Genomic DNA, 25813 nt, shown 5'->3' on the forward strand with positions numbered 1-25813 from the left:
AAAAAGGCAGCCCGGCACCCCTACCCCCCGTCAAGGTACTATCCGCTGTCCTGGCGGCACGGGTGGCAAGCTGCGCACAGTCTGACTACTTGCGAAGTTTTCCCGGGGTGGGGGTTGGTCATCATCATGTATCGAGCCGACCGCCGGAAACCCCTACAGATACAGCGTATACGCCATTCTCCCCGCTTGCCTATCCTGCACTATGACACCGTACCGGGCTGGCGCTGTCATAGTTGGCGCCGGGTACGGGGGGCAGGTAAAAGCGGGGGCAAAGCCTGACAACACCGTCGGGTTACTGTCCGTTTATCGCTAAATCGTTTTTCTCTGGTGGAGGTGCTGGCGCTGGGAACCTGATAAAACCTGACATTGCGCCCGTGCAGGTTGGGTTTTTAAGACCAGTACGCGCGCGAGTCGCCCCCGATTACTTTTCTGACATCTTTACGCGTGCGCGCGCGAGGCACCCCGGGGTTTTTCCAACATCTTTACGCGAGGGCGGCATAGGGGGTATGCCTGGCAAATACCTGTACCCCTATGCTGGGGGACCGTAGTGGGGGAACAATTTTTGTTTCCGCAAAATGGGGCGCGCTAGGGTGGCTTCCCTGGCCCGGACGTTTCAGCCTGGCATGGCCCGCTGGGGGGCGAAAGTTGGGGGCAGATTCCGCAGTTCCAGCCGTAACCCTGTACTGGTGGCTACATGGTGGCTACATGGGAGTTTTTCTGGTTTTTTCGAGGCTGGGGAAAGTGGCGTAAGTCTTTGATTTTAAATGGTGCCCGGAGACAGAATCGAACTGCCGACACGGGGATTTTCAATCCCCTGCTCTACCAACTGAGCTATCCGGGCGTGTGCCGTGATGGCGAAGGGTGCGTATTAAAACCGTAGTCGCGGCGGGAGTCAAGCAGCCGCCGGGGGGGCGGGCTACTTTTCCGGGGGGACGTAGCCCTCGGCCTTGTCGTGCTCCTGGCCGGACAGGAACTTGTCCATTTCCTGCTGCAGGTACTTGCGGGTATCGGGGTCGATCAGGCTGAGCTGTTTCTCGTTGATCAGCATGGTCTGCTGGGCCTGCCACTCTTCCCAGGCCTTTTTCGAGACGTTCTCGTAGATGTCCTGGCCCTTGGGGCCGGGGTATGGCGGGGCCATCAGGCCCTCCAGTTCCTGCTGGTAGCGCTTGCAGAATACAGTGCGTGTCATTGGTTGCTCCCGGTTCAGAGGGTCGCCAGCAGCCGGGCGACGGGCGCGGCGAGGCCGATTTGTGGGGGTTGGGCCATCTTATACCAGAGCTGGTCGCTCGCGGCCATGATGGCGGCGGGTGTGGCGTCAAGCTGCGCCTGCAGCGGCTGGATATCCAGATGATAGTGGCTGAAGGTGTGGCGAAAGGCTGTGCCGGCGCAGATAGTGGCCGGCTCGCGGCCGAAGCGGTCCAGGCACCAGTTGCCGGCGTCGGCGGCATCCGCCAGTTCCGGGAAGCACCACAGGCCGCCCCAGATACCGCTGGGGGGGCGCTTTTGCAGCAACACGTCGCCGGCGGCGTCGCGCACAATAAGGAACACGGTGTCCCGCACGGGCAGTACCTTGCGCGGCTTCTTGCCCGGAAAGTCCGCCTGGCGGCCCTCGGCCCTGGCGCTGCAATCCGCCTGCAGCGGGCACTGCTCGCAGCGCGGGCGGCTGCGGGTGCAGAGGGTGGCGCCCAGGTCCATGATCGCCTGGGTGTAGTCCGCCACCCGCGTTTTTGGCGTGTACTGCTCTGCCAGCTGCCACAGGGCCCGATGCACCGCAGTTTCGCCGGGCCAGCCCGCCACGCCCTGGTGGCGCGCGAGCACCCGCTTGACGTTGCCGTCGAGGATAGGTGCCCGCTGCTGGAAGGCGATGCTGGCGATGGCGCCGGCGGTGGAGCGGCCGATGCCGGGCAGGGTTTCCAGCGCCTCGACACTGGCGGGGAATTCGCCGCCGTGCTGCTCACACACTTGCTGCGCGGCCCGGTGCAGGTTGCGGGCGCGGGCGTAGTAGCCAAGGCCGGTCCACAGGTGCAGGACTTCGTCGGTGGGCGCCGCGGCCAGGGCCTCGACGTCCGGGAAGCGGGTCATAAAGCGCTCGTAATAGGGGATTACGGTGCGCACCTGGGTCTGCTGCAGCATGATCTCGGAGACCCAGACCCGGTAGGGGCTGGTGTCCCGTTGCCAGGGCAGGTCCTTGCGCCCGTGCTGGTCGAACCAGCGCAGGAGGCGGCGGGAAAATGTTTGCGTGGGGGCCATGGCGCGCTAGTGTACTGCAGCTCGGGGCGGCGGGCGAAGCTGCATGTGTAGGACGGGCCGCGCAGGACGGGCCGCGCAGGACGGGCTGCGCAAGCCGGGCAACAAAAGCCCGAATGAATCCGCCGTGCGTAAAATGTGCAGGCAAGCAGAAAGTAGTAGAGGCAGGCAAATATGAAAAGGGCTTTAGCGGCGGTGGTCGCGGTAGCATCTATGACCCTCTCCGGCTGCGGCGTGGTGTTGGGACAGAAGCAGCCGCCCGAAGCGGTAAACACCCTTGTGTATACGCCCGCGGAGTGGCCTGAACCGCTGCGGGCGGATGTCTACCAGCCCCGGGGCGAGGGGCCATTCCCGGGCATGTTGCTGGTGCACGGGGGCGGCTGGGAGGGCCGCAGCCGGGAGGATATGGACCGCCTGGCCAGCTACTACGTGGGCCTGGGCTATGTGGTCATGAATGTCAGCTACCGTTTCGCCCCGGAGGCGCTCTACCCCGCCCAGGTGCACGATTTGCAGCAGGCCATGCACTGGCTGCATCGGGAGGCCGAGCGCCTGAGCCTGGACCGGGATCGCATCGCCGCCTTCGGCTATTCGGCCGGTGCGCACCTGGTAAGCCTGATGGCGCTGGTGGCCGGTACCGGCGACGAGCTCGACCGGCCCTGGGGCGGTGAAGATACCCGGCCCGCCGCGGTGGTCGCGGGCGGGGCGCCGATGGACCTGCGCAAATACCCCGGCGGCAGGCTGGTGCCCCAGTTCCTCGGCGGGCGCATCACCGAGATTCCGGAAACCTTCGCCGCGGCCTCCCCAGTAACCCGCGTGCACCCGGAGGCACCGCCTTTCATGCTGTTTCATGGCACCCGCGACACTCTGGTGACGATCGACCACGCGGAGGACTTCGTCGCCGCTCTTGCCGCCGAGGATGTCCCGGTCACGTTGGAGCGCCAAGCGGGCCGCGGCCATATTCTGACCTTTCTCACGGTGGGCACGGCGCTGCCGGAGGCAGACGCTTTCCTGCAGCGCCATCTCGGCGGACCGGGCTAGTGTAGTCCGTCATTCTGTTTGATCTCCCGTGCTGGATGGCTGAATTTGATGAAACGCGATCCTTGGGGTGGCGAAGCGCATTGGCTAATATACTGTATATGCATACAGTTTCGGGGGCTTTGTCATGGGCATGCCGGCGATTGTGGAAGATTGGCCGCAACAGCTGACGGGAGCGCAGTTGGGTCAGGCGATAACTCTCCTCTCTGCGCAGATCAATGCAGCGAATGATCGCCTGTTGCGGTTGATTGCCGAGTTTGACCGCTGTGGCGGTTGGCGCGAAGAGGGAACGATGCGCTCCTGTGCCCACTGGCTAGTGGCCCACTGCGGCATCACGCTGGGCGCCGCAAGGGAGAAAGTGCGGGTGGCACGGCAGTTAGAGGCACTGCCGGAGGTCAATGAAGCCTTCTCGGAGGGCGGCATCTCCTATTCCAAGGTGCGCGCCATCACCCGCGTAGCTACGCCGGAGAACGAGGGCTTTATGGTGCACCTGGCACAGCAGAACAGCGCGGGGCACCTGGATAAGCTGGTGAGCCGATATGAGCCCGTTGCGGAACCGGGGTTGGCGGGGTTGCTGGAGTGGGAGTCTGCAGAGGGTGCGGATGTCGGGGCATCAGGCGAGGCGGCCAACAGTGGCGCCCCGCCTCCCGAGTTGGACTCCGAAGCAATGCGCGAACTGGCCCGCGAACTGCACTGGTTCCAGGACGAGGATGGCATGTGGATTATTCATGCCAGACTGCCACCGGAACAGGGGCAGCTGGTCATGAAGGCCCTGCAGGCAGTGGCTCGGCCGCTGGAAGAAGAACGCAAGGAGGAGTGGCAGGCAAAGCAGAAGGCGCGCATGCAAGCGGTGGCGCGCAAGATTTTGCAGCGCAGGGGCAAAGGGACAGACGCGAGCTCGGAAGGCGGGGCGGGGCAGGCAGAGCCAGATGTGGGCGCAGAAGGCGGTGCAAGCCGGGAACTGCACACAGAGGCCCCCTCCGGTGGTGCAAGCGTGAGAGAGACCTCAAAAAACGGTGCCGGGGAAGCCCTGCCGGACCATCTTGCTTACGCACGGGCGGAGGAGAAAATCTCTGCGGAAACTTTTTCGCAGCACATGAACCAGGTGCGAGCCGATGCGCTGGTGGCCATGGTGGAACACTTTCTGGCCTCGGGGCCAGATTATCAGGGCCTGCAGGGGCTGAAAGGGGCGGAGCGATGCCAGGTTGTGATGCACGTGGACATTAACACCCTGCGCGAACAGCGCTCGGGGGTGTGTTGCACGCATGGGCGGGCGCATTTCGAGGATAAGCCGTGGCTGTCGCCATCCACCGCGCGGCGGCTGAGTTGCGATGCGTCCTTGGTCACCGTGCTGGAGGATGACGCGGGCAAGGTGCTGAACGTGGGTAGAAAGTCGCGCATTGTGCCGGAACGTATCCGCCGCGCACTGCGCGAGCGGGACGGCGTCTGCCAGTACCCCGGCTGCCAGGAATCAGAGTATGTGGATGCCCACCATGTCCAGCACTGGGCGGAGGGAGGGGAAACACGGCTGGATAACCTGGTGACGCTGTGTCGGTTCCACCACCGGCAGTTGCACCGCGGGTGCTTTGATATTCGTCTCAATAGCACCTCCGCGGAGATCCTGGCGCCAGAAGATTGATAGGAGCAGTGGATTCCATGTGCCATACTAGTCTTGGACGCTGCTGTGGGTGTCGGCAATCTCGTTGCCGATGTGGGTGGCATTGTTCACGGTTGGGCCTTCAGACGGTTGAGGTTCCAGTCGTAGTTGAGGAAGCGGATCTGCACGGCGCCCCCGGCCAGCTGTTCCCGGGTCTCGGCGTCCAGGCCCAGCGCGTCGGTGTACAGGGCGAGGAACGCACCCAGCGTTTCCGCTCCGCGCCAGCCGCGCTCGAAGTCCTCCCGGTACCACTTGAAGATGGATGACACCTCCAGCCTGCCGTCGCGGTAGCGGTTGCGGCTGGCATCACTGAGGAAGCGTTTGCTGCTGTCCTCGAGCTGGGCTTCCAGATCTTCCGCGGTAAAGGGCTCCGGGCGCAGGGCCGGGCAGCCGATGGAGGCGCAGTTCACTGCGAAGTGAATGCGCGGTTCGTCGTAGCGCCCGGGCTCCCTGATGATCTCGTGCTCGACTTGGTCCAGGTGCATCTGCTCGCCCAGCAGGGTAAAGAAGCGAAGTTTCCAGGGGCTCTGCCAGAAGCGGCCGATATCGCGGATGGAGTCTACCGGGTAGTGGTCGACGATCAGCTTGAGGGTGAAGGCGTTGTAGGCATTGATCAGGAACGCGAGCTGCTCGTTCGTCGGCCAGCGCTTGAATTCCGCGGCCTCCACCGCACTCAGCTGTTCGAGATAGCGCTCCAGTTCCTCCGGCGCCGCCTGCAGCGCGGCGTAGTCCACAACGCTGTTGCCGCCGTCCTCCTGCCATTGCACATGGCTGGAAAGCACTCCGGCGAACTGTTGGTGGCTGTAGTCGAAGGCGAGCGCCTGCCGGGTCATCAGCAACAAGGCAGCGACCGCCGCCAGTGCCTTCAGCCTCACGCCGTGCCCCCGCGGCGCCACTGGTGGTAGCGCGCCAGCCAGCGCAGCACGCGCTCGGGAGCGTGGGCCCTCTTCCACTCCCCGGCGACGTACTTGTTGGCCTCCGCCAGCGTTGGGTAGGTGTGGATAGTGCCGAGAATCTTGTTCAGCCCCAGGCCGTGGCGCATCGCCAGCACGAACTCCGCCAGCAGGTCGCCGCCCTGGGTGCCGACGATGGTGGCGCCGAGGATGCGGTCGCGGCCCGGCACGGTCAGTACCTTGACGAAGCCGCTGGTGGCGCTGTCGGCAATGGCCCGGTCAAGTTCCGCCAGCTCGAAGCGGGTCACCTCACAGGCGATGCCGCGCTCCCGCGCCTCCTCTTCACTCAGGCCCACCCGCGCCACTTCCGGGTCGATAAAGGTGGTCCAGGGAATCACCGAGTAGTCCACCTTGAAGCGCTTGAACTGGCCGAACAGGGCGTTCACTGCCGCGTACCAGGCCATGTGGGAGGCGGTATGGGTGAACTGGTAGGGGCCGGCGACGTCGCCGGCGGCGTAGATGTTCGGGTACAGGGTTTCCAGATACTCGTTGGTCGCCACGGTTTTCGTAGTCGGTATGCCCAGCTCCTCCAGGCCATAGCCGGTGAGGCGCGCCCTGCGCCCGACGCACACCAGCAGCTGGTCGAACTCTATGGTTTTTTCCTCCCCCGCGTGGGCCACCACCAGCAGTTTGCGGTCGCCGTCGCGCTCGCAGCGCAGCGCCGCACGCTCGGTCAGCACCTTTACCCCGTCCCGCTCCAGTGCCTGCCGTGCCAGTTCGGAGACTTCCGGGTCCTCCTTGTGCAGGATGCGGTCACCGCGCTGGATCTGGCTAACCTCGCTGCCCAGACGGGCAAAGGCCTGGGCCAGCTCGCAGCCGATCGGGCCGCCGCCCAGCACCACCAGGCGGCGGGGTGGAGCGTCCAGTCCCGCAAAGACGTCCCACAGGGTGTCGCTGGTGACGTAGCCCACGTCCGCCAGGCCCGGCAGGTCCGGTATCAGCGGCGCTGCGCCGGCGGCAATGACAATTGCCCGGGTGGTCAGGCGCTGGCTGCCACCGTCGTTGAGGGCGATGTCCACGGTCCAGGGGTCGATGATCTTCGCGTAGCCCTGCAGGACTTCCACGCCGAGGCCGGTGTAGCGCTCCACGCTGTCGTGGGGCTCCACCTCGGCGATGATCCGGTGTACCCGCGCCATCACCGCGCGGAAGCTGAACTGCGGCGTTGCCGGCTCCAGCCCGTACTGGTCGGCGTGGCGCATCTGCTGGGCCACCTTCGCGCTCTTGATCAGGGCCTTGCTGGGCACGCAGCCATAATTGAGGCAGTCACCGCCCATCTTGTGGGCTTCCACCAGGGTGACTTTCGCCTTCACCGCCGCGGCAATATAGGCGGAGACCAGGCCACCGGCACCGGCACCGATCACCACCAGGTTGCGATCAAAGCTTTTCGGCTTTTGCCAGGGCTTGTACACCCGCCGCTTCTGCACCAGCGCGACGATGGCCCTGGCAATCCAGGGAAAAATGCCCAGCAGCACGAAGGACAGCAGCAGTTCCAGCGACAGGATATCCCCGACCCGCTCGATCGCCGCCAGCTGGGTGCCGGCATTGACGTACACCGCGGTGCCCGCCAGCATGCCGACCTGGCTGATCCAGTAGAAGGTCCAGATGCGCAGCCGGGTCAGGCCCATCACCAGGTTGATAATGAAAAAGGGGAAAAGCGGCACCAGGCGCAGGGTGAAGAGATAGAAGGCGCCGTCGCGCTCGATACCCCGATCGATGGCCTTTAGGCGCTCGCCAAAGCGCCGCTCCACGGTATCGCGCAGCAGGAAGCGCGCCACCAGGAAGGCCAGGGTGGCGCCGATGCTGGAGGCAAAGGAGACCAGCAGCAGGCCCTGCCAGAGCCCGAACAGGGCTCCACCGGCCAGGGTCATGATTGCGGCGCCGGGCAGCGACAGAGCGGTGACGATGACATAGATGACAAAGTAAGCTGCCGGCACCAGCACCGGGTATTGCGCCAGCAGCTCGCCGAAGCGGGCCTGGCTGGCCTTGAGCTGGTCCAGGGTCAGATAGTCGTTCAGGCCCAGGGCGAAAAAGCCCAGCACCGCGGCGCCTACCGCAATGATCAGTACCAGTTTCCTGTTCATGAGCTCAGGGCGCCGCCGCAGCTGCTCCCCTGGCCGGCGGTGCAGCCGTAGCAGTGGTCCGCAATGCGGATTTCCCGGCCATCGATATCGGTGTCCAGCAGGCTGCGCAGATGGGGGTGGGGGCCCGCGCCCGCCGGCAGCGGCAGGTCAAGCTGCTGGTTGAAATCGCAGTCGTAGAGATAACCCTGCCAGTCCACACTCACCAGTGACCGGCACATGACCGACTCCAGGTTGTGGGGCTGGTAGGCGTCTTTCAGCAGCTGCATGTAGGCGCCGAACTGGCCCTTGGAGATCAGGGTACTGCCGAAGCGCTTGATCGGCATATTGGCGAGGGTGAACAGGGCGTTGAATTCGATCCCGAAGTGCTGGTACAGCTCGCGCTTGTAGTCCGCTTCGAGCGCCTGCTGGTCCGGTGGCAGGCTGGGTCCCAGCGGGTTGTAGACCAGGTTCAGGGTCAGGTTGCTGCCGGCCCTGCCATAGCCGAGGGCATTCAGCTCCTGCAGCGCAGCGATACTCTTGTCGAACACGCCGTCGCCCCGCTGCTGGTCGACATTGGCCGGGGAGTAGCAGGGCATGGAGGCGATGATCTCCACCCGGTGCTGCGCCAGGAACCCGGCCATGGTCTCGTAGCCCGGCTCCCGCAGGATGGTCAGGTTGCAGCGGTCCATCACCTTCACCCCCAGCGCGCTGGCCGCCGCCACCAGGTCGCGGAAGCGGGGGTGCATCTCCGGGGCACCGCCGGTCAGGTCCAGCAGCTGGATATTGCGGGCCCTGAGCACCCGCGGGATCAGGTCAATGTGCTTATCGTCCATCATCTCGGTGCGGGTGGGGCCGGCGTTGACGTGGCAGTGCACGCAGCTCTGGTTGCACAGGTAGCCCAGGTTTACCTGCAGGGTTTGCAGCTCGCCCCGGGTGAGTCGTGGGAAATCGGTCGCTTCCAGCAGGGGTAGCGTAGCGTGCATACGGTGGAATCCTTTTCTGCCCGGGGTGTTGATAGAGGCACTATGATGCCGACGTTGTGGGAATGTTACGGTCGGGCGCGACTTGTTGGACCAGATCGGGTGGCGCTTGCCGCAGTTTCACCACTGTTTGCTAGAATAGCGGTTTGCAGACGGAGGGTCACCGTGGAATCCGACATCGTCGTCAGTTCATCCGCCACCGCGGTCTACACCTTCACCTTTGCGGTGTTTGGAGTCTGCATGCTGTGGGAGATGTTTGCCCCCCGGCGCACGGAGACCGCGGGCGTGGCCTGGCGCTGGGGTAACAACTTTTCCATCGGCCTGGTGAGCTGGTACCTCACCGCGGTAGCCAACACCCTGCTGGTGCTGTGGGTGGCGGACTGGACCGACCAGCGTGAAATCGGGCTTATGCCGGTGCTGGGTTGGGGCCCGGTGGCGGAATTCCTGATTTTGCTGGCCTCGACCCAGTTGCTGTCCTACTGGCTGCACGTGGCCTTTCACCGCATCCCCGCGCTGTGGCGTATTCATGCGGTGCATCACTCGGACACCGCGGTCGACGTGTCCACCAGCTATCGGCACCACCCCCTGGAGCCGCTGCTTATGCTGCCCATCGCCGCGCCGCTGGTATTCCTGCTCGGCGTGTCCCTGGAAGCGGTCGCCGCCTACCGCCTGTTCGCGGTGCTGGCGAATGTGCTCAGCCACAGCAACGCGCGGGTCCCCGAAGGCCTGGAGCGCCGCCTGCGCTGGCTGCTGCTGACGCCAGACTTCCACCGGGTGCACCACAGTTCCGACCGCCGCTACACCAACAGCAACTACGGCTCGCTGGTACCCTGGTTTGACTATATTTTCGGCACCGCCCGCCACCGGCCCTACAGCGAGCACGAGACCATGGAGCTGGGCCTTGAATACTTGCGCCAGCCGCGCGACTCCCGCTTCGATCACCTGTTGACCCAGCCCCTGTCGGTGCCCACTGCCGGCGGCCAGGAGCAGAGCCAGTAGGCCAGTAATGCCGGGTTTCCGGCGGTGAATTCCCGTCCGCTTTCTTCTATAATGGCGCGCTTTTCCGGGCCCGGCCCCGGTTCCCATTCGCCAGTGCAGGTTCTGGAGCACAGCATGTCCGAGCGCAAGGCCAGCGTTACCCGCAATACCCTGGAAACCCGGATCACCGCCACGGTGAACCTGGACGGTTCCGGGCAGGCGCAATTCGACACCGGCATTCCCTTCCTGGAACACATGCTGGACCAGATTGCCCGCCACGGCATGATGGATCTGGATATCGTCGCCAAGGGCGACCTGCACATCGACGACCACCACACGGTGGAGGACATCGGCATTACCCTGGGCCAGGCCTTTACCAAAGCCGTGGGCGACAAGAAGGGTATCGTCCGTTACGGCCACAGCTACGTGCCGCTGGACGAGGCCCTGTCCCGGGTGGTGGTGGATTTCTCCGGCCGCCCCGGGCTGGTCTACCACATCCCCTTCACCCGCGCCCAGGTCGGCGGCTTCGACGTGGACCTGTTCCAGGAATTCTTCCAGGGCTTCGTCAACCACGCCCAGGTCAGCCTGCATATCGACAACCTGCGTGGCGACAACAGCCACCACCAGATCGAGACCGTGTTCAAGGCCTTCGGCCGTGCCCTGCGCATGGCCCTGGCCGCGGACCCTGCCATGGCGGGTATCACCCCCTCCACCAAGGGTGTGCTGTAAGGCCGTGAGCGGCACCGTTGCAGTTATCGACTATGGCATGGGCAACCTGCACTCGGTGGCCAGCGCTCTGGCCCACGTCGGTGCCGACAAGGTGGTGGTCACCCACGATGCCGCGCAGATCCGTGCCGCCGACCGGGTGGTGTTTCCCGGCGTGGGCGCCATCCGCGACTGCATGGCCGAGATTCGCCGCCTGCACTGCGACGAACTGCTGCAGCTGGCCCTGACCGAGCAGCGCAAGCCGGTGCTGGCGATCTGTGTCGGCATGCAGGCCCTGCTGGACAGCTCCGAGGAGAACGGCGGCGTGCCCTGCCTGGGCATCATCCCGGGTACGGTGCGCCACTTCGGCCACCCCCTGCTCGACGCCGATGGCTCCCGGCTCAAGGTGCCACACATGGGCTGGAACAGGGTTCACAAAGTAAGTGACCACCCACTCTGGAATGGCATTGCCGACGGCACCCGATTCTATTTTGTGCACAGCTACTATGCTACTGTCGAGGATCGGGCCCTGGTCACCGGCACGGTGGACTACGGCGTCAGTGCCGATGCGGCGCTGGCTCGCGACAACCTTTTCGCTACCCAGTTTCACCCGGAAAAAAGTCATACCGCCGGGCTGCAGCTGCTGCGCAACTTTCTCCACTGGAACCCCGCATGCTGATAATTCCCGCCATCGACCTCAAGGACGGCCAGTGTGTACGCTTGCGCCAGGGCCTCATGGAGGACAGCACCGTGTTCTCCGACGATCCGGTGGCCGTGGCCAAACGCTGGGTGGACGCCGGCTGTCGGCGCCTGCACCTGGTGGACCTGAACGGGGCCTTCGCCGGTGAGCCGGTAAACGGCGAGGTGGTCACTGCGATTGCGGCGGCCTGGCCGGGCCTGCCGGTGCAGATCGGCGGCGGTATCCGCAATCTGGAAACCGTCGAGCACTATGTTCGCGCCGGGGTCAGCTACGTGATTATCGGCACCCAGGCGGTGAAGGAACCCGCGTTTGTGGCGGAGGCATGCAAAGCCTTTCCGGGCAAGGTGATCGTCGGCCTGGACGCAAAGGACGGCCTGGTGGCCACCGACGGCTGGGCGGAAGTGTCCACCTTGCTGGCCACGGACCTGGCCAAACGCTTTGAGGCCGACGGTGTCTCCGCCATCGTCTACACCGATATCGCCCGCGACGGCATGATGCAGGGGGTGAACGTGGAGGCCACGGTGGCCATGGCCCGCGCTTCCAGCATTCCGGTTATCGCCTCCGGCGGCATCACCAACCTCGATGATATCCGCGCCCTTAATGCCGTGGCCGACGCCGGTATCTGCGGCGCTATCACCGGCCGCGCCATCTACGAAGGCACCCTGGATGTGGCCGAGGCCCAGCGCCTCTGCGACCAGGGCGCCTGAGGCATGGGCCTCGCCAAGCGCATTATTCCCTGTCTGGATGTGGACAACGGCAGGGTGGTCAAGGGCGTCAATTTTGTCGGCATCCGCGACGCCGGCGACCCGGTGGAGATTGCCCGTCGCTACAATGAACAGGGCGCCGACGAGATCACCTTCCTCGATATCACCGCCAGCCACGAAGACCGCGACACCACCGTTCACACCGTCGAGCAGATCGCCGAGCAGGTCTTTATCCCGCTCACCGTGGGCGGCGGTATCCGCTCCCTGCAGGATATCCGCGCCATGCTCAACGCCGGTGCCGACAAGGTCAGCATCAATACCGCCGCCATTCACAACCCGGAGCTGGTACGCGAGGCCTCCGAGCGCTTCGGCGCCCAGTGCATCGTGGTCGCCATCGACGCCAAGCGCGTGGCCGATGTGGATGGCCAGCCGCGCTGGGAGATATTCACCCACGGCGGGCGCAAGCCCACCGGTATTGACGCGGTGGCCTGGGCGGTGAAAATGGCCCAATTGGGCGCGGGGGAAATCCTCCTCACCAGCATGGACCGCGATGGCACCAGAAACGGCTTCGAGCTTGGCGTCACCCGCGCCATCACCGATGCGGTGGATATCCCGGTGATTGCCTCCGGCGGCGTCGGTAACCTGCAGCACCTGGCGGACGGTATCCTCCTCGGCGGTGCCGACGCGGTACTGGCGGCGAGCATCTTTCATTTCGGGGAGTTCACGGTACCCCAGGCCAAGGCTTACCTGGCGGCGCAGGGCATTGAGGTGCGAGTGTGAAGCGCTTGACGCGAAGGGAGGTACCGCCAGTGGTCGACCATCTCTCCGATCTGACGCTCACGCAGTTTCTGGATCTGCTGCTGGATGTCGTCTGTGTAGTCGATGCCGATGGCCACTTTCAGTACGTTTCCGTGGCATGCGAGCAGGTGTTCGGGTTCACCCAGGAAGAGATGATGGGCAAGAACGTGCGGGATCTGGTGCACCCTGAGGACCGGGAACGTACCCTGAATTCTGCCAACCAGATAATGGCCGGCACCGACAGCACCCAGTTCGAGAATCGCTACCTGCGCAAGGATGGCGAAGTGGTCCACATCATGTGGAGCGCACGCTGGTCCGAGCAGGGCCAGGTGCGGATTGGCGTCGCCCGCGACATTACCCGGCGCAAGCAGGCCGAGCTGGTGCAGTCCGCTCTGTTCCGCATCTCCCAGGCGACCCATCGGGCGCATGACCTGGGCACCCTGCTGGACCAGATCCGCGACATCGTCGTCACCCTGGTGCCCTGCGAGGGCTTCTATGTGGTCCTGCGGGACGACCGCGATGGGCGCTGGAATGTTCCCTATTCTCGGGATGAAGGCGGCCCGGGGGTTGCTCCGCCAGAGGAGGTGGAGTCGTTCTGCGAGCGGGTGCGCAGCGAGCAGCGGACGCTGTTTCTGGGGCCTGAGGCGCTGGCGCCCGGGGGTGCGGGCGCCAGTGGCAGGCAGCCGCGCTACTGGTTGGGCACGCCGCTGGCCAGCGAGCAGGACGTTATCGGTGCACTGGTGGTCAAGAGCTATTCCCCGGGTGTCCACTTCAACGAAGAGGACCAGCAGCTGCTGGAGTTCGTGGCGGACCAGGTGGCTGTCGCCATCAGCCAGCAGCGCATGCTGGCGCAGCTGCAGCAACGGGCCCAGTACGATGCCCTGACCGGCTTGCCCAATCGGGTGCTGCTAGATGATCGCCTGCAAAAGGCGATCAGCGTCGCCGAGCGCGAGTCCAGCATGTTGGCGCTGCTGTTTGTCGACATGGATGACTTCAAGCGCGTCAACGACACGCTGGGCCACGCTGCCGGCGACTGGCTGTTGCAGCTTACCGCGCAGCGTCTGCTGGCGAATGTGCGCGCTTCCGACACCGTGGCGCGGCTGGGAGGGGACGAGTTCATTATCGTTCTCGAAGGGCTGGCAGTCACCGATCAGGCACAGGCCCTGGTGCACAAGATCCAGAACGCGTTTGCCCTTCCCTTCGAGGTGGACCAGAATTCAGTACCATCGCCTATCAGTATCGGGATGGCCCTGTATCCCCTGGATGGGACCACTCCGGCGGCTCTGTTGCGGCACGCGGACAAGCGTATGTATGCAGCCAAGGAAGATGCCGCGGCGCAGCGGGCTGCCGGTCAGGGTGGTGCAGGCAACTGAGGGAGGAGCCAACATGATTTTTCGCCAGCTTTTTGACAGCAGCTCATCAACTTACACCTATTTACTCGCGGACGGACAACAGCGCGAGGCGCTGCTCATCGACCCGGTATTCGGCCAGGCCAGCCGCGATCTGGCGCTGCTGGAGGAGCTGGGCCTGACGCTTGCCCTGGTGGTCGACACCCACGCCCACGCCGATCACATCACCGCCGCGTGGCTGCTGCAGCAGGAAACCGGCTGCCGCATTGCCTCGGCCCGGCTCATCAACGCGGTGCACGTGGATCTGCCGCTGGATGACGGCCAGGAATTTGGCGTCGCGGGCGTGAGCCTCAGGGCGATGGCCACACCGGGCCACACCGACGGCTGCATGAGCTATGTGCTCGCCGACCAGTCCATGGTCTTTACCGGCGACACCCTGCTGATCCGGGGCTGCGGCCGCAGCGATTTTCAGCAGGGCAGCGCCCGCAAGCTGTACGAGTCCATCACCACACGGCTGTTCAGCCTGCCGGATGACTGTCTGGTGTACCCCGCCCACGACTACAACGGCAGGACAGTCAGCTCCATTGGCGAAGAAAAGGCTTTCAATGCCCGGGTCGGCGGCGGTGCCAATGAAACCGACTTCGTCGAGTACATGAACGCGATGAAGCTGCCCCATCCCAAGAAAATCGACGAGGCGGTACCGGCCAACCTGCGCAGCGGATGTCCCGAGGACGGCCGGCTGCCGCCGCGGCCGGACTGGGCGGATATCCGCCTGACCTACGCCGGGGTGCCGGAGATTGACGCGGAGTGGCTGGAGCAGCACCTGGAAGAGGTGACGGTCCTGGATGTACGCCTGGGCGAGGAAGTGAGGGACTGTCCCTTCAGCGGGCGCCTGGTGGATATCCACATCCCCCTGGATCAACTGCAGGCCCGGGTGGACGAGATCCCCCGGGACAAGCCAGTGGTAGCGCTGTGCCGTTCGGGTCGCCGCTCGGCGCTGGCGGTAACTATCCTCAAGGATGCGGGTTACGAGCAGGTGGCCAGCCTCAGCCGGGGCCTGCGCCAGCTGACCCATCCCTGACCAGCCGTCAGACCTGCAGTAGCCACCAGCCGGTCACGGCACTCAGCAGCGTCGCGCCGCCGTAGCAGAGCAGCTGCAGGGGCAGCCGTGGTGCCGGCAGGTGCAGGTCGTGCAGGCCGTGATAGATCCGGTGCAGGGTGTGGAACAGGGGCAGCGCCACGCAGGCCAATACCAGCAGTTTTCCCAGCGGGTGCGCGAGCAGCGCGCCGATGGCGGCATGGGTCGCCTGCGGATCGTCCGCCGCCAGCCAGGGCAGCAGGGCGGTGGTCAGCACCAGCCCCGGACCGATAAACGCCAGCAGCATGCCACCGGCGCCGAACAGGGACCAGGCGACCGGTTCGTGAGAGCGGCGCATGCTCAATTGCCTGCCGCCGCGCGCAGTAACAGCACTGCCAGCAGCAGCAAGCCGGCGTTGCAGACCACGGCGCCCACCTGGTGGGCGAGTTTCACCGCCGCCGGGCTGACCCGCAGCCGGTCCGTGTCGATCACCAGGATTTTCGGCACCAGGGCGATCCAGGTGACCGCGTGGAACAGCGCCGCCGCCAGCGCCAGCCCGTGCAGGGCCAGCAGCCAGGGACTGCGCAGCATTTCCAGCCACTGCAGAAACGCCGCCTCGCCGCGGGTGAACTGGAACAGGCCGCTCATCAGCAGCAGGGTATACAGGAACAGGGGCAGGGCCGTGGCCTCGCGCAGCATGTAGCGCCGGTAGGCGGGGTTGCGCAGCCACCAGTCGGCGCGCTGGCGCTGAATGTAGGGTTTATGCATCGTCCTTGCCTCGCAGGATATTGAGCAGGTTCACCGCGTAGTTGATGTCCGAGGCCACCTTGCCCCGATTGATGGCCGCGGCCGGGTCGACATCCTTGGGGCACACTTCCGAACAGTAGCCGACAAAGGTGCAGCTCCACACGCCCTCCCCGGCGTTCAGCCACTGCATTCGCTGTGCTGCGCCCTCGTCCCGGGAATCCAGATTGTAGCGCTGGGCCAGGGCCAGCGCCCCCGGGCCGAGGAAGGCCGGATCGCGGCCGAACTGGGGGCAGGCGGCGTAGCACAGGCCGCAGTTGATGCACTGGCTGAAAGCGGCGTAGCGCTGCATCTGCTCCGGGGTCTGAGGATAGGCGCCGGCGCTGACAGGCTGTTCCTCGCTGCGGATCAGCCAGGGCTGCACCGTCTCCAGGTGGTCGATAAAACCGCTGATATCGGACACCAGGTCGCGTTCGATGGGAAAATTGTCCAGCGCCCGCACGGTCACCGCGGCCTGCTCCCGGTAATCCCGCAGGAAGGTCTTGCAGGACAGCTTCGGCTCGTTGTTCACCATCACCCCGCAGCTGCCGCATATTGCCATGCGGCAGGACCAGCGGTGGCTGAGGGTCGGGTCCTGCTGGTCCTTGATCTGGTTCAGCGCGTCGAGGATGGAGAGGTCTTCGCTGTAGGGCACTTCGAAGCTCTGCTCCCAGGGTGCCGTATCCTCTTCGGGCCGGTAGCGCTGCACCCGCACGGTCACGGTCTCGGTCACGATTTGTTCTCCTGCTGGCCGGCGGCGCCGTAGTGGCGCTCCGCCGGCTGTGAGCGGGTGATCACCACATCCTGCCAGTCCAGTCGCGGCGCATCGGCCGCGCGGTACACCAGGCTGTGCTTGAGGAACTGCGCATCATCCCGTTGCGGGAAATCCTCGGGGCGCTGGTGGCTGCCGCGGGATTCCTGGCGGGCCAGTGCCGCATGGGCCATAGCCTCCGCCACATCCAGCAGATAGCCCAGCTCAATTGCGTTCAGCCACTCGGTGTTGAAGGCGCGGCTGCGGTCCACCAGGCCCAGGTCGCTATAGCGGTCCTTGAGTTCGGCAACCTTGGTGCAGGTCTGCCGCATCTGCCCCGGCAGGCGGAAAATCCCGGCGCCGTCTTCCATGGCCCGGGCCATTTCGTCACGGATTGTGGCCAGGCGCTCATTGCCCGTGGACTCGCGCAGGGCCTCCCAGACCGCGGCATTGTCCTGCGCCCGGGCCAGCAGGCGTTGCGGATCCACTGAGGGGCCCTGGCTCGCACGCGCGGCCGCCTGTTCTCCCGCCACCCGGCCAAACACGCTCAGCTCCGCCAGGGAATTGGAGCCCAGCCGGTTGGCGCCGTGCAGCCCGACGCTGGCACATTCGCCGGCGGCGAACAGCCCCGACAGGGCGGTGGCGGTGTAGCGGTCGGTCTGGATCCCGCCCATGGTGTAATGGGCGGTGGGCCGCACCGGGATCGGTTCGTGGACCGCATCGACATTGACATAGGTGCGCGCCAGGTCGCGGATAAATGGCAGGCGTTCATTGATCCGCGCCTCGCCCAGGTGGCGCAGGTCCAGGTTCACCGCCTCGCCGCGGCTGGTGGCCAGCGCCCGGCCCGCCTGCGCCTCGTGCCAGAAAGCCTGGCTGAGGCGGTCCCGCGGACCCAGTTCCATGTGCTTGTTTTTGGGTTCTCCCAGCGGCGTCTCCGGGCCCAGACCGTAGTCCTGTAGATAGCGGTAGCCGTCGCGGTTGGTCAGTACCCCGCCCTCGCCGCGGGCGGCTTCGGTGATCAGGATGCCGGAGCCGGGCAGGCCGGTGGGATGGTACTGCACAAATTCCATGTCCCGCAGCGGTACCCCCTGCCGATAGGCCAGGGCCATGCCGTCGCCGGTAACGATGCCGCCGTTGGTGTTGTAGCGGTAGACCCGGGCGGCGCCGCCGGTGGCCAGGATGACCGCGGAGGCTGCGATCAGGGTGTGGCTGCCAGTGCGCATGTCGATGGCCTGGATGCCGGCGCAGGCCCCGCCCTCCAGCAGCAGGTCGGTGCAGAAGTACTCATCGCAGCGGCGGATCGACGGGTATTTTAGCGAGGTCTGGAACAGGGTGTGGAGGATGTGGAAGCCGCTCTTGTCGGCGGCAAACCAGGTGCGCTCGATCTTCATGCCGCCGAAGGCGCGCACATTGATGCTGCCGTCGGGCTTGCGGCTCCAGGGGCAGCCCCAGTGCTCCAGGCGCAGGTTTTCCTCGGTGGCGTGGCGCACGAAATAGTCCACCACGTCCTGGTCACAGAGCCAGTCGCCGCCGGAGACCGTGTCATCGAAGTGCGCATCGAGGCTGTCATGGGGCTGGATCACGCCGGCGCAGCCACCCTCCGCCGCCACCGTGTGGCTGCGCATGGGATACACCTTGGACAGCAGCAGGATGTCCAGTTGCGGGTTCGCCTCGGCCGCGGCAATGGCGGCCCGCAAACCCGCGCCGCCGCCGCCCACGATCACGATATCGGCCTGGCGCACGTCCATGTCAGGGTTCACTCTTGTATTCACCGGGACGGTCTCCCCGGCCAGACTTTCCCGGCCAGCTCCAGTTGCTGATTTCGGGCATGTCCACGCCATGTTCGTGGGCGTAGTGACGGCAGTCGATCTGCAGGTTGCGCAGCTGTTCCTTGGCATGTGCGCCTATAACCTGCAGCTTCGGTACCCGGTCAATGGCGTCGATGGCCAGGCTAAAGCGGTCCACATTGTTTTCGATGGCCAGCTCCAGCGGGGTATTGATGCTGCCCTTTTCCTTGTAACCGCGCACGTGCAGGTTGCGGTGGTTGTTGCGCCGGTAGGCCAGGCGGTGGATCAGCCAGGGGTAGCCGTGGAAGTTGAAAATGATCGGCTTGTCCAGCGTGAACAGGCTGTCGAAGTCGCGCTGGCTGAGACCGTGGGGATGCTCCTCCTCCGGGGTCATGCGGAACAGGTCTACCACATTGACGAAGCGGATTTTCAGCTCCGGGAAATGCTCCAGCAGCAGGGCGGTGGCGGCCAGGGCCTCCTGGGTGGCAATGTCGCCGCAGCCCGCCATCACCAGATCGGGCTCGCCGCCCTGGTCGGTGCTGGCCCAGTCCCAGATGCCGATGCCCTTGGTGCAGTGGCGAATGGCGGACTCCATATCCAGATACTGCAGGTGATTCTGCTTGTCGCAAACGATCACATTGATGTCGTTGTGGCTGCGCAGGCAGTGGTCCGCCGTGGACAGCAGGCAGTTGGCATCCGGGGGCAGGTAGACGCGGGTGATCTGCGGGCTCTTGTTGACCACGATGTCGATAAATCCCGGGTCCTGGTGGGTGAAGCCATTGTGGTCCTGGCGCCAGACGGTGGAGGTGATCAGCAGGTTGATGGAGGCGATTGGCGCCCGCCAGGGCAGGTCCTCGCAGATGGCCAGCCACTTGGCGTGCTGGTTGTACATGGAATCAATGACATGGGCGAAGGCTTCATAGGTGGCGAAGAAGCCGTGGCGCCCGGTCAGCACATAGCCCTCGAACCAGCCCTCCAGGGTGTGCTCGGAGAGCATTTCCAGCACCCGGCCATCCGGGCCCAGCTGGCCCCCGTCATCATCCTCCGGCAGCCGCTCCGCCAGCCACAGCTTGGGGCTCACCTCGTAGATGGCATCGAGCTTGTTGGAGGTGGTCTCGTCGGGACCAAACACCCGGAAATTGCTTGCGTTCCGGGCCATGGTGTCGCGCAGCAGGGCGCCCAGGGGCCGGGTGTTCATGGCCCGCCGGGCGCCGTGGCTGGCCACTTGGATGGCGTAGTCGCGGAAGTCAGGCAGGCGCAGGTCCCGCCGCAGCAGGCCGCCGTTGGCGTGGGGGTTGGAGCCCATGCGCCGCGTCCCGGCTGGCGCCAGCGCCCGTAGTTCCGGCCGCAGGGTGCCGCGCTCATCGAACAGCTCTTCCGGGCGGTAGCTGCGCAGCCACTCTTCGAGCTGCTGCAGCTTGTCGGGATTGTCGTGGACGTCAGCCAGCGGCACCTGGTGCGCCCGCCAGCTGCCTTCTACCTTGTGGCCGTCGACTTCCCGCGGGCCGGTCCAGCCCTTGGGAGAACGCAACACGATCATCGGCCAGGGCGGACGGCTGGCAGTGCCGCTGGCGCGGGCTTGCTGCTGGAAATCCTGGATCATGGCGATGCTGCGATCCATGGCCGCGGCCATCTGCTGGTGCATCAGCTGCGGCTCGTCGCCCTCGACGAAGATGGGTGTCCAGCCATAGCCCAGGAACAGCTGTTCAAGCTCCTGCCGTGGGATCCGGGCCAGCAGGGTGGGGTTGTTGATCTTGTAGCCGTTGAGGTGAAGGATCGGCAGGACGGCCCCGTCGCGGATCGGGTTGAGGAACTTGTTGGAGTGCCAGGCAGTCGCCAGCGGCCCGGTTTCAGCCTCGCCGTCACCGACCGCGGTAACCACGACCAGGTCGGGATTGTCGAAAGCGGCACCAAATGCGTGCGACAGGCTGTAGCCGAGTTCCCCCCCTTCGTGAATCGAGCCGGGCAGCTCCGGCGTGCAGTGGCTGCCGAAACCGCCGGGGAAGGAGAACTGCCGGAACAGCAGCTCCATGCCCTCCTCGTCCTCGCTCATGTCCGGATACACCGCGGAGTAGCTGCCCTCCAGATACACCGGCGCCAGCACGCCGGGAGCACCGTGGCCGGGCCCGGCAATGAAGATGGCGTCGAGGTCGTGCCTGAGGATAAGCCGGTTACTGTGCACATACATGAACGCCAGCCCCGGGCTGGCGCCCCAGTGGCCCAGCAGGCGCTGCTTGATGTGGCTGCTTTCCAGGGGCTGGCGCAGGAGCGGATTCTCGCGCAAGTAGATCATGCCGGCGGCGAGGTAGTTGCAGGCGCGCCAGTAGGCGTCGATGGACTGCAATTCGTCGGCTGTCAGGGGCTTTTCGCTACTTGGTGTTTTTGTGGTCATTGGTGCTGATCCTTTCCGGGAGTGCTCCGGAATGCGGCCACTGCGACCGGAAGCCGGTTGCAGAACACGCTGTAAATACGTCCCTGTACGCTCGGCGGCGCCCGTCCATGGGCGCCGACGGTTCTGCAACCGGCTTCCGCTCGCAGTCGCCTCACTGTGGCAGGCGGTCGCAGCCCCCACATTTGGCCGACGATCGCAGTCACCGCTGGGCGAGGAAATCCTGGGTCTGCCGCGCGATCTCCAGGTCCTCGTGGGAGGGGATGACGAGGACGGCGACGGCTGATTCCTCTGCCTGGATGGCTCTGGGCCGGTCAGTTGATGTTAGTGCATTTTTTTGACTGTCGACAGCAATGCCGAGGGCGGTGAGGCCCTCGCAGGCACTCGCGCGGACGGCGGCGGCGTTTTCGCCGACGCCGCCGGTGAAGACCAGGGCGTCGAGGCCGCCCAGGGCGGCGAAGTAGGCGCCGATGTATTTGCGAATGCGGTAGCAGTACACGGACAGGGCCAGCTGTGCCCGGGAATCGCCCTGTTCACAGCGCGCAAGAATTGCGCGCATGTCGCTGTCGCCGCAGAGGCCGGCGAGGCCGCTGTCGCGGGTGAGAACCTGTTCCAGCTGGTTCGGGTTCAGGCCTTCGCGGCGGGCCACGTGGAGGGCGGCACCAATGTCCAGGTCGCCGCCGCGGGTGCCCATGACCAGGCCTTCCAGGGGCGTCATGCCCATGGAGGTGTCGATGCTGCGGCCGCCGGCGATGGCGCTGGCGCTGGCGCCGTTGCCCAGGTGCAGGGTGATGAGGCGCAGGTCCGCCGGGGGCCGTTGCAGGAAAGCGGCCGCCTGCTGCGCCACGCTGGCGTGGGAGATGCCGTGGAAACCGTAGCGGTGCAGGCCATGCTGCTGATACCAGTGTTCGGGGACGGCGTAGCGGCGGGCGTGCTCGGGCAGGTCGTGGTGAAAGGCGGTGTCGAAGACCGCCACCTGGGGCAGGCCCGGGTAGCGCGCGAAGGCATGGCGAATCACGGCCAAGGCGGGTTCGTTGTGCAGGGGGGCGAGGACGGTGGCCTGCTCTATGGCCCGAAGGGTGGCCTCGGTCAGCTCCGCAGGGCCGCTAGACCCGGGGCCGCCGTGCACTACCCGGTGGGCGACAGCGGCGACAGGCGCCCCGGCGTCAGCGAAGTCCAGGTCAGGCAGCGGAGGTGGCGCCTGGCCGTCGGCCACTGTCCACTCAGCCACCTCGTGGCGCAAACTGCGCTTGCTGCACGAGTCCACCACGCTGTACTTGAGGGTCGAGCTGCCGCTGTTCAGTACCAGGATAAGCAAGGAGGAGAGCCCTCAGGTCCGCAGGTGGCTGGTCATCGGGTTGAGTGTAGCGGGTTCTGCAATGTGCCGCCTGCGCCCTGGCTCAGGGCGATGCAATGCGGCACCGCTATTGACACCGGTGCTAATGGTTATTAGTTTGGATGCCCACGCCGCCCCCGGAGACTCCCGCCATGGCCCTGTATGAACCAATTGAATCCGCCGATGCCCGCCGCCACCTGCAATTGCGCAGTCCGGTTACCCTGGAGCCCTGCGGCGAACTGGTCTGTGCCAACGCCGACGATGTGGCGGCGGCCATAGCGACTGCGCGCGCCGCCCAACCGGCCTGGGCGGCCACCCCGATGCGGGAGCGGGTGAAGGTCGCCGAGCGCGCCCTGCAACTGGTGCTGGAACGCCAGGACGAGATCATCGACACGGTGGTCGCGGAAACGGGCAAGGCCCGCACCGATGCCATGAGCATGGAGATTTTCTCGGTGGCGGATTCCCTCTGCTACTACGCCAAGCACGCGGAAGCCTTCCTCAAGCCGCGCAAACGCCGGGTGCACGGCGTGATCGGGATCGCCAAGCAGCTGCGCATTGTGTACAAGCCGCTGGGGGTGATCGGTCTGATCACGCCCTGGAACGGTCCCTTTGTATTGGTAATGAATCAGGCGGTGCAGGCACTGCTCGCGGGTAACGCAGTAGTGGCCAAGGGCTCCGAGGTCACGCCCTTTTCCGCGAAACTGGCCCAAAGCATACTCGAGGACGCGGGCCTGCCGCCGGGGGTGCTGCAGGTGCTGCTGGGGGATGGCGATACCGGCGCTGCCATCGTGCGCGGCGGCGTCGACAAGGTCTCCTTCACCGGCAGCGTCGCCACCGGACGCAAGGTGGCGGCAGCCTGTGCCGAACAACTCATTCCCTGCACCCTGGAACTGGGTGGCAACGATGCCATGATCGTCTGCGCGGACGCGGACCTGGACCGCGCCGCCGACGGCGCCTGGCTGGGCTCCTGCATGAACACTGGCCACTACTGCTGCGGCACCGAGCGCATCTACGTGGTGAGTGAGGTCTACGACGAATTCCTGCGCCTGGTACTGGCAAAGGGCAAGCACCTGAAGCAGGGGCCGGAACACGGTTTTGCGGAGGATGTCGGCGCGGTGTTCTGGGACCGGCAGCTGGCGATTATCGAGGCCCACGTGGAGGACGCCCGGGCCAAGGGTGCCACCATCCACCTGGGCGGGCGCCGCAACCCGAATCTGGCGGGCCTGTACTACGAGCCCACCGTCATGACCGAGGTCGACAACAGCATGGACATCATGCTGCACGAGACCTTTGGCCCCGTTCTCTGCATTCAGCGGGTAGCGGATGAAGAGGAGGCACTGCGCCTGGCCAACGATTCCGAATTCGGCCTCAACGGCAACGTCTGGACCAAAGACAAGGAAAAAGGCCTCCGCCTCGCCGCGGCGATCGACACCGGCTCCTGCAGCGTCAACGACATGGCCCTCAGCTACGGCATTCCCGCCGCGCCCTTCGGCGGGCGCAAGAACTCGGGGATTGGCCAGGTCAACGGCAAGAAGGGCCTGCGCGGCTACTGCCACGAGATGCCTATCGTTATCGACCGGTTCGGCGGCAAGATGCAGAACGCCTACCCCAACACGGTCAAGAACGCCGAGGGCATGCGCAAGCTGATGGACTTCATGTGGCGCAAGACACGGCTGGGGCGTTGGTTGTCGTAGCGCTCGGCCCCGGGCTCAGGCGAGCTTTTCCAGTGGCCAGCCGATCATCAACACCGTCAGGGTGCAGCAGCCGATGAAAATGTTCATCGGTATGCCTACGCGCATGAACTCGAGAAAGGTGTAGCCTCCCGGCCCATACACCATCAGGTTGGTCTGGTAGCCCAGGGGGGTGGCGAAGCTTGCGGAGGCCCCCATCATGATGGCGAAGATAAACGGCGTCGGATTCAGGCCGGCGCTGGCGGTGATTCCGAGCACCACTGGCAGCATCAGGATCGCTGCGGCGTTGTTGGTAATGGTTTCCGTGAGCAGCGACACGGTCATGTAGGTCAGCACCAGAATCAGCCAGGGCCGGCCCCCGCTCAGGTCGATGATGTTGGTGGCGAGAAATACTGCCGCACCGGACTTGTCCAGGGCCGCGCCCAGGGCGAAGGACGCACCGATGGTGATCAGCACGGTCAGGTCCAGGCTCTTTTCGGCCTGGTGGACCGAGCAACAACCGGTGACCAACATCATTGCCGCGCCCAGCAGCGCCGCGTTCAGCATGCTGATCAGGCCGAAACCTGCCGCCAGCACCAATCCCAGCAGAATAGCCCAGGCCATGTACATATGGTCGTGGCGCGGCTGCTCGGTATCGAGGTCATTGATCAGCAAAAAATCCTTGTTGTAGCGCTGGCGGGTGACGAAGGCGGGGCGCGCCTCCAGCAGCAGGGTATCGCCCGCCTCCAACTCGATGGTGCCCAGATTGCCCTTGATGCGCTCGCCGTTGCGGGCTACTGCCAGCACCGCGGCGCCGTAGCGATCCCGGAAGCGGGCGTCGCGGATGGCGTGACCGACGGCTTCACAATGGGGTGACACCACCGCCTCGACCAGCCGGCGCTCCGCCCGGTCTGTCAGCAGCGGCTGCGAGGCGTCGCTCTCCTCGGAGGGCACGATGCCGTTGATCCGCAGCAGGTCCGAGATGGCGTCGGTATCGCCGGCGAACACGAGGCGGTCGCCGCCCCGCAGTCGCTCCTCGCTCGGCACTGCGGTGATGATCGTGCCGTCGCGCTCGATCTCCACCAGGTAGACCCGCACCAGGTGGCGCAGACCGGCCTCTTCAATGGTCTTGTCTACCAGCGGCCCGCCCGTGGCGACCGCAACTTCCAGGGTGAACTCGCGCATATTGGCGAACGGTTCGTTCTGCTTGCGATCGGGCAGCAAGCGGGGGAAGAACAGCCACATGAACAGCAGGCCAAGCAGGGCCACCGGCAGGCCCACCGCGGTGATGGAGAACAGGGAGAAGCCGTCCTCTCCCGTCAGCGCCCGGTACTGGCCGTTGAGCACCAGGTTGGTGCTGGTGCCGATAAGCGTGGTGGTGCCGCCGAGTATGGAAGCGTAGCTCAGGGGGATCATCAGCTTGGAGGGCGCAATCCCGGTTTTGCGCGACCAGCTGTTGACTGCCGGTATCATGGTGGCGACCACGGGGGTATTGTTGAGAAACCCGCTCAGGACTGCCACCGGGCTGAACATGCGCCACATGGCGGCGCGCACCTTCTTCGGCCGGCCCAGCAAGCGGGTGACGATCAGTTCCGCGCCGCCGGAAGCGTTGATGCCGGCGGCTACGACAAACATGGCGGCCACGGTGATCAGGCCTTCGTTGGCGAAGCCTGCAAGGGCCTCGGGTCCGGTCAGCACCCCGAACGTGATCAGCACGGTCAGTGCGCCCATCATCACCACATGGGGTTTGAGACGGGTCAGCGTCAGCGTTCCGAGGACGCCCGCAACCAGCGCCAGAGATAACCAGCCCTGCCAATCCATGACCTTGATCTACCCCTTGTTTATAGTGGAAC

The 25813-nt window shown here is 65.3% G+C and carries 22 protein-coding genes and 1 tRNA gene; 10 read left to right on the forward strand and 13 right to left on the reverse strand.

The window, feature by feature from the left end; genetic code table 11:
* Nucleotides 1-765 precede the first annotated feature (765 nt).
* The 3 genes from Q6D67_RS04195 to mutY all read right to left on the reverse strand — a co-directional run bounded on the left by Q6D67_RS04195 (nucleotide 766) and on the right by mutY (nucleotide 2250).
* A tRNA-Phe gene (locus Q6D67_RS04195) sits at nucleotides 766-841 on the reverse strand.
* Nucleotides 842-916: 75 nt separating this feature from the next.
* Nucleotides 917-1189 (reverse strand): oxidative damage protection protein, encoded by a 273-nt coding sequence (locus tag Q6D67_RS04200; protein WP_304704329.1) that lies wholly within the window; start codon nucleotides 1187-1189, stop codon nucleotides 917-919.
* 14 nt (nucleotides 1190-1203) lie between these two features.
* Entirely contained in the window at nucleotides 1204-2250 is a 1047-nt protein-coding gene (gene mutY, locus Q6D67_RS04205; protein WP_304704330.1) for an A/G-specific adenine glycosylase, read from the reverse strand.
* A 171-nt stretch (nucleotides 2251-2421) separates the two neighbouring features.
* Here mutY and Q6D67_RS04210 point away from each other — a divergent pair, with 171 nt between their 5' ends.
* Complete coding sequence (locus tag Q6D67_RS04210; RefSeq protein ID WP_304704331.1) at nucleotides 2422-3285, forward strand: alpha/beta hydrolase; 864 nt, start codon at nucleotides 2422-2424, stop codon at nucleotides 3283-3285.
* Nucleotides 3286-3409: 124 nt separating this feature from the next.
* Entirely contained in the window at nucleotides 3410-4921 is a 1512-nt protein-coding gene (locus Q6D67_RS04215) for an HNH endonuclease signature motif containing protein (RefSeq protein WP_304704332.1), read from the forward strand.
* Between the two features lie 86 nt (nucleotides 4922-5007).
* Here the strand turns inward: Q6D67_RS04215 and Q6D67_RS04220 are convergent, their stop codons facing one another.
* The 3 genes from Q6D67_RS04220 to arsS are packed head-to-tail and all read right to left on the reverse strand — an operon-like array spanning nucleotide 5008 to nucleotide 8935.
* Nucleotides 5008-5814 carry a DUF547 domain-containing protein gene (locus tag Q6D67_RS04220; RefSeq protein WP_304704333.1) on the reverse strand — a complete coding sequence of 269 codons (807 nt, stop codon included), beginning with the start codon at nucleotides 5812-5814 and terminating at the stop codon, nucleotides 5008-5010.
* On the reverse strand, nucleotides 5811-7973 hold the full coding sequence (locus Q6D67_RS04225) for an FAD-dependent oxidoreductase (protein WP_304704334.1): 2163 nt from the start codon (nucleotides 7971-7973) through the stop codon (nucleotides 5811-5813). The genes Q6D67_RS04220 and Q6D67_RS04225 overlap by 4 nt, the downstream gene beginning before the upstream one ends.
* On the reverse strand, nucleotides 7970-8935 hold the full coding sequence (arsS, locus tag Q6D67_RS04230) for an arsenosugar biosynthesis radical SAM (seleno)protein ArsS (RefSeq protein WP_304704335.1): 966 nt from the start codon (nucleotides 8933-8935) through the stop codon (nucleotides 7970-7972). Before arsS ends, Q6D67_RS04225 begins: the two co-directional genes overlap by 4 nt.
* 162 nt (nucleotides 8936-9097) lie before the next feature.
* On the opposite strand from arsS, the gene Q6D67_RS04235 reads away from it, so the two are divergent.
* From Q6D67_RS04235 to Q6D67_RS04265, 7 genes are all read left to right on the forward strand, one after another.
* The gene (locus tag Q6D67_RS04235) at nucleotides 9098-9931 is read left to right on the forward strand and encodes a sterol desaturase family protein (protein WP_304704336.1); all 834 of its coding nucleotides are present in this window, start codon (nucleotides 9098-9100) and stop codon (nucleotides 9929-9931) included.
* 114 nt (nucleotides 9932-10045) lie between these two features.
* Nucleotides 10046-10639, forward strand: a complete 594-nt coding sequence (gene hisB / locus Q6D67_RS04240; protein ID WP_304704337.1) for an imidazoleglycerol-phosphate dehydratase HisB — start codon at nucleotides 10046-10048, stop codon at nucleotides 10637-10639.
* Nucleotides 10640-10643: 4 nt separating this feature from the next.
* Nucleotides 10644-11294 carry an imidazole glycerol phosphate synthase subunit HisH gene (gene hisH / locus Q6D67_RS04245; protein WP_304704338.1) on the forward strand — a complete coding sequence of 217 codons (651 nt, stop codon included), beginning with the start codon at nucleotides 10644-10646 and terminating at the stop codon, nucleotides 11292-11294.
* Nucleotides 11288-12022: a 1-(5-phosphoribosyl)-5-[(5-phosphoribosylamino)methylideneamino]imidazole-4-carboxamide isomerase gene (hisA, locus tag Q6D67_RS04250; protein WP_304704339.1), complete on the forward strand. Its 735-nt coding sequence runs from the start codon at nucleotides 11288-11290 to the stop codon at nucleotides 12020-12022. Before hisH ends, hisA begins: the two co-directional genes overlap by 7 nt.
* 3 nt (nucleotides 12023-12025) lie before the next feature.
* Nucleotides 12026-12799: an imidazole glycerol phosphate synthase subunit HisF gene (hisF, locus tag Q6D67_RS04255; RefSeq protein ID WP_304704340.1), complete on the forward strand. Its 774-nt coding sequence runs from the start codon at nucleotides 12026-12028 to the stop codon at nucleotides 12797-12799.
* Nucleotides 12796-14190 (forward strand): sensor domain-containing diguanylate cyclase, encoded by a 1395-nt coding sequence (locus Q6D67_RS04260; RefSeq protein WP_304704341.1) that lies wholly within the window; start codon nucleotides 12796-12798, stop codon nucleotides 14188-14190. The genes hisF and Q6D67_RS04260 overlap by 4 nt, the downstream gene beginning before the upstream one ends.
* Nucleotides 14191-14203: 13 nt before the next feature.
* On the forward strand, nucleotides 14204-15247 hold the full coding sequence (locus tag Q6D67_RS04265; RefSeq protein ID WP_304704342.1) for an MBL fold metallo-hydrolase: 1044 nt from the start codon (nucleotides 14204-14206) through the stop codon (nucleotides 15245-15247).
* Nucleotides 15248-15254: 7 nt separating this feature from the next.
* Here the strand turns inward: Q6D67_RS04265 and frdD are convergent, their stop codons facing one another.
* The 6 genes from frdD to Q6D67_RS04295 form a co-directional block, all read right to left on the reverse strand.
* Nucleotides 15255-15602 (reverse strand): fumarate reductase subunit FrdD, encoded by a 348-nt coding sequence (gene frdD, locus Q6D67_RS04270; protein WP_304704343.1) that lies wholly within the window; start codon nucleotides 15600-15602, stop codon nucleotides 15255-15257.
* Nucleotides 15603-15604: 2 nt separating this feature from the next.
* Entirely contained in the window at nucleotides 15605-16012 is a 408-nt protein-coding gene (locus Q6D67_RS04275; protein ID WP_304704344.1) for a hypothetical protein, read from the reverse strand.
* Complete coding sequence (locus Q6D67_RS04280) at nucleotides 16005-16760, reverse strand: succinate dehydrogenase/fumarate reductase iron-sulfur subunit (protein ID WP_304704345.1); 756 nt, start codon at nucleotides 16758-16760, stop codon at nucleotides 16005-16007. The genes Q6D67_RS04275 and Q6D67_RS04280 overlap by 8 nt, the downstream gene beginning before the upstream one ends.
* Nucleotides 16757-18550, reverse strand: coding sequence for a fumarate reductase (quinol) flavoprotein subunit (gene frdA / locus Q6D67_RS04285; RefSeq protein ID WP_304704346.1), 1794 nt, complete (start codon nucleotides 18548-18550; stop codon nucleotides 16757-16759). Before frdA ends, Q6D67_RS04280 begins: the two co-directional genes overlap by 4 nt.
* Complete coding sequence (locus tag Q6D67_RS04290) at nucleotides 18528-20957, reverse strand: phosphoketolase (protein WP_304704347.1); 2430 nt, start codon at nucleotides 20955-20957, stop codon at nucleotides 18528-18530. Before Q6D67_RS04290 ends, frdA begins: the two co-directional genes overlap by 23 nt.
* Nucleotides 20958-21156: 199 nt before the next feature.
* On the reverse strand, nucleotides 21157-22272 hold the full coding sequence (locus Q6D67_RS04295; RefSeq protein ID WP_304704348.1) for an acetate/propionate family kinase: 1116 nt from the start codon (nucleotides 22270-22272) through the stop codon (nucleotides 21157-21159).
* A 170-nt stretch (nucleotides 22273-22442) separates the two neighbouring features.
* On the opposite strand from Q6D67_RS04295, the gene Q6D67_RS04300 reads away from it, so the two are divergent.
* Nucleotides 22443-23984 (forward strand): aldehyde dehydrogenase family protein, encoded by a 1542-nt coding sequence (locus Q6D67_RS04300; RefSeq protein ID WP_304704349.1) that lies wholly within the window; start codon nucleotides 22443-22445, stop codon nucleotides 23982-23984.
* Between the two features lie 15 nt (nucleotides 23985-23999).
* Here the strand turns inward: Q6D67_RS04300 and Q6D67_RS04305 are convergent, their stop codons facing one another.
* Nucleotides 24000-25781 (reverse strand): SLC13 family permease, encoded by a 1782-nt coding sequence (locus Q6D67_RS04305; RefSeq protein ID WP_304704350.1) that lies wholly within the window; start codon nucleotides 25779-25781, stop codon nucleotides 24000-24002.
* Nucleotides 25782-25813: the final 32 nt, after the last annotated feature.

Source organism: Haliea sp. E1-2-M8 (assembly GCF_030649675.1).
Lineage (GTDB): Bacteria > Pseudomonadota > Gammaproteobacteria > Pseudomonadales > Halieaceae > Haliea.

Bases quoted from the DNA above. Each gene is read 5' to 3' on its own strand.
- Q6D67_RS04200 (WP_304704329.1), bottom strand. From the start codon at position 1,189: ATGACACGCACTGTATTCTGCAAGCGCTACCAGCAGGAACTGGAGGGC.
- mutY (WP_304704330.1), bottom strand. From the start codon at position 2,250: ATGGCCCCCACGCAAACATTTTCCCGCCGCCTCCTGCGCTGGTTCGAC.
- Q6D67_RS04210 (WP_304704331.1), top strand. From the start codon at position 2,422: ATGAAAAGGGCTTTAGCGGCGGTGGTCGCGGTAGCATCTATGACCCTC.
- Q6D67_RS04215 (WP_304704332.1), top strand. From the start codon at position 3,410: ATGGGCATGCCGGCGATTGTGGAAGATTGGCCGCAACAGCTGACGGGA.
- Q6D67_RS04225 (WP_304704334.1), bottom strand. From the start codon at position 7,973: ATGAACAGGAAACTGGTACTGATCATTGCGGTAGGCGCCGCGGTGCTG.
- arsS (WP_304704335.1), bottom strand. From the start codon at position 8,935: ATGCACGCTACGCTACCCCTGCTGGAAGCGACCGATTTCCCACGACTC.
- hisB (WP_304704337.1), top strand. From the start codon at position 10,046: ATGTCCGAGCGCAAGGCCAGCGTTACCCGCAATACCCTGGAAACCCGG.
- hisA (WP_304704339.1), top strand. From the start codon at position 11,288: ATGCTGATAATTCCCGCCATCGACCTCAAGGACGGCCAGTGTGTACGC.
- hisF (WP_304704340.1), top strand. From the start codon at position 12,026: ATGGGCCTCGCCAAGCGCATTATTCCCTGTCTGGATGTGGACAACGGC.
- Q6D67_RS04265 (WP_304704342.1), top strand. From the start codon at position 14,204: ATGATTTTTCGCCAGCTTTTTGACAGCAGCTCATCAACTTACACCTAT.
- frdD (WP_304704343.1), bottom strand. From the start codon at position 15,602: ATGCGCCGCTCTCACGAACCGGTCGCCTGGTCCCTGTTCGGCGCCGGT.
- Q6D67_RS04275 (WP_304704344.1), bottom strand. From the start codon at position 16,012: ATGCATAAACCCTACATTCAGCGCCAGCGCGCCGACTGGTGGCTGCGC.
- Q6D67_RS04290 (WP_304704347.1), bottom strand. From the start codon at position 20,957: ATGACCACAAAAACACCAAGTAGCGAAAAGCCCCTGACAGCCGACGAA.
- Q6D67_RS04300 (WP_304704349.1), top strand. From the start codon at position 22,443: ATGGCCCTGTATGAACCAATTGAATCCGCCGATGCCCGCCGCCACCTG.
- Q6D67_RS04305 (WP_304704350.1), bottom strand. From the start codon at position 25,781: ATGGATTGGCAGGGCTGGTTATCTCTGGCGCTGGTTGCGGGCGTCCTC.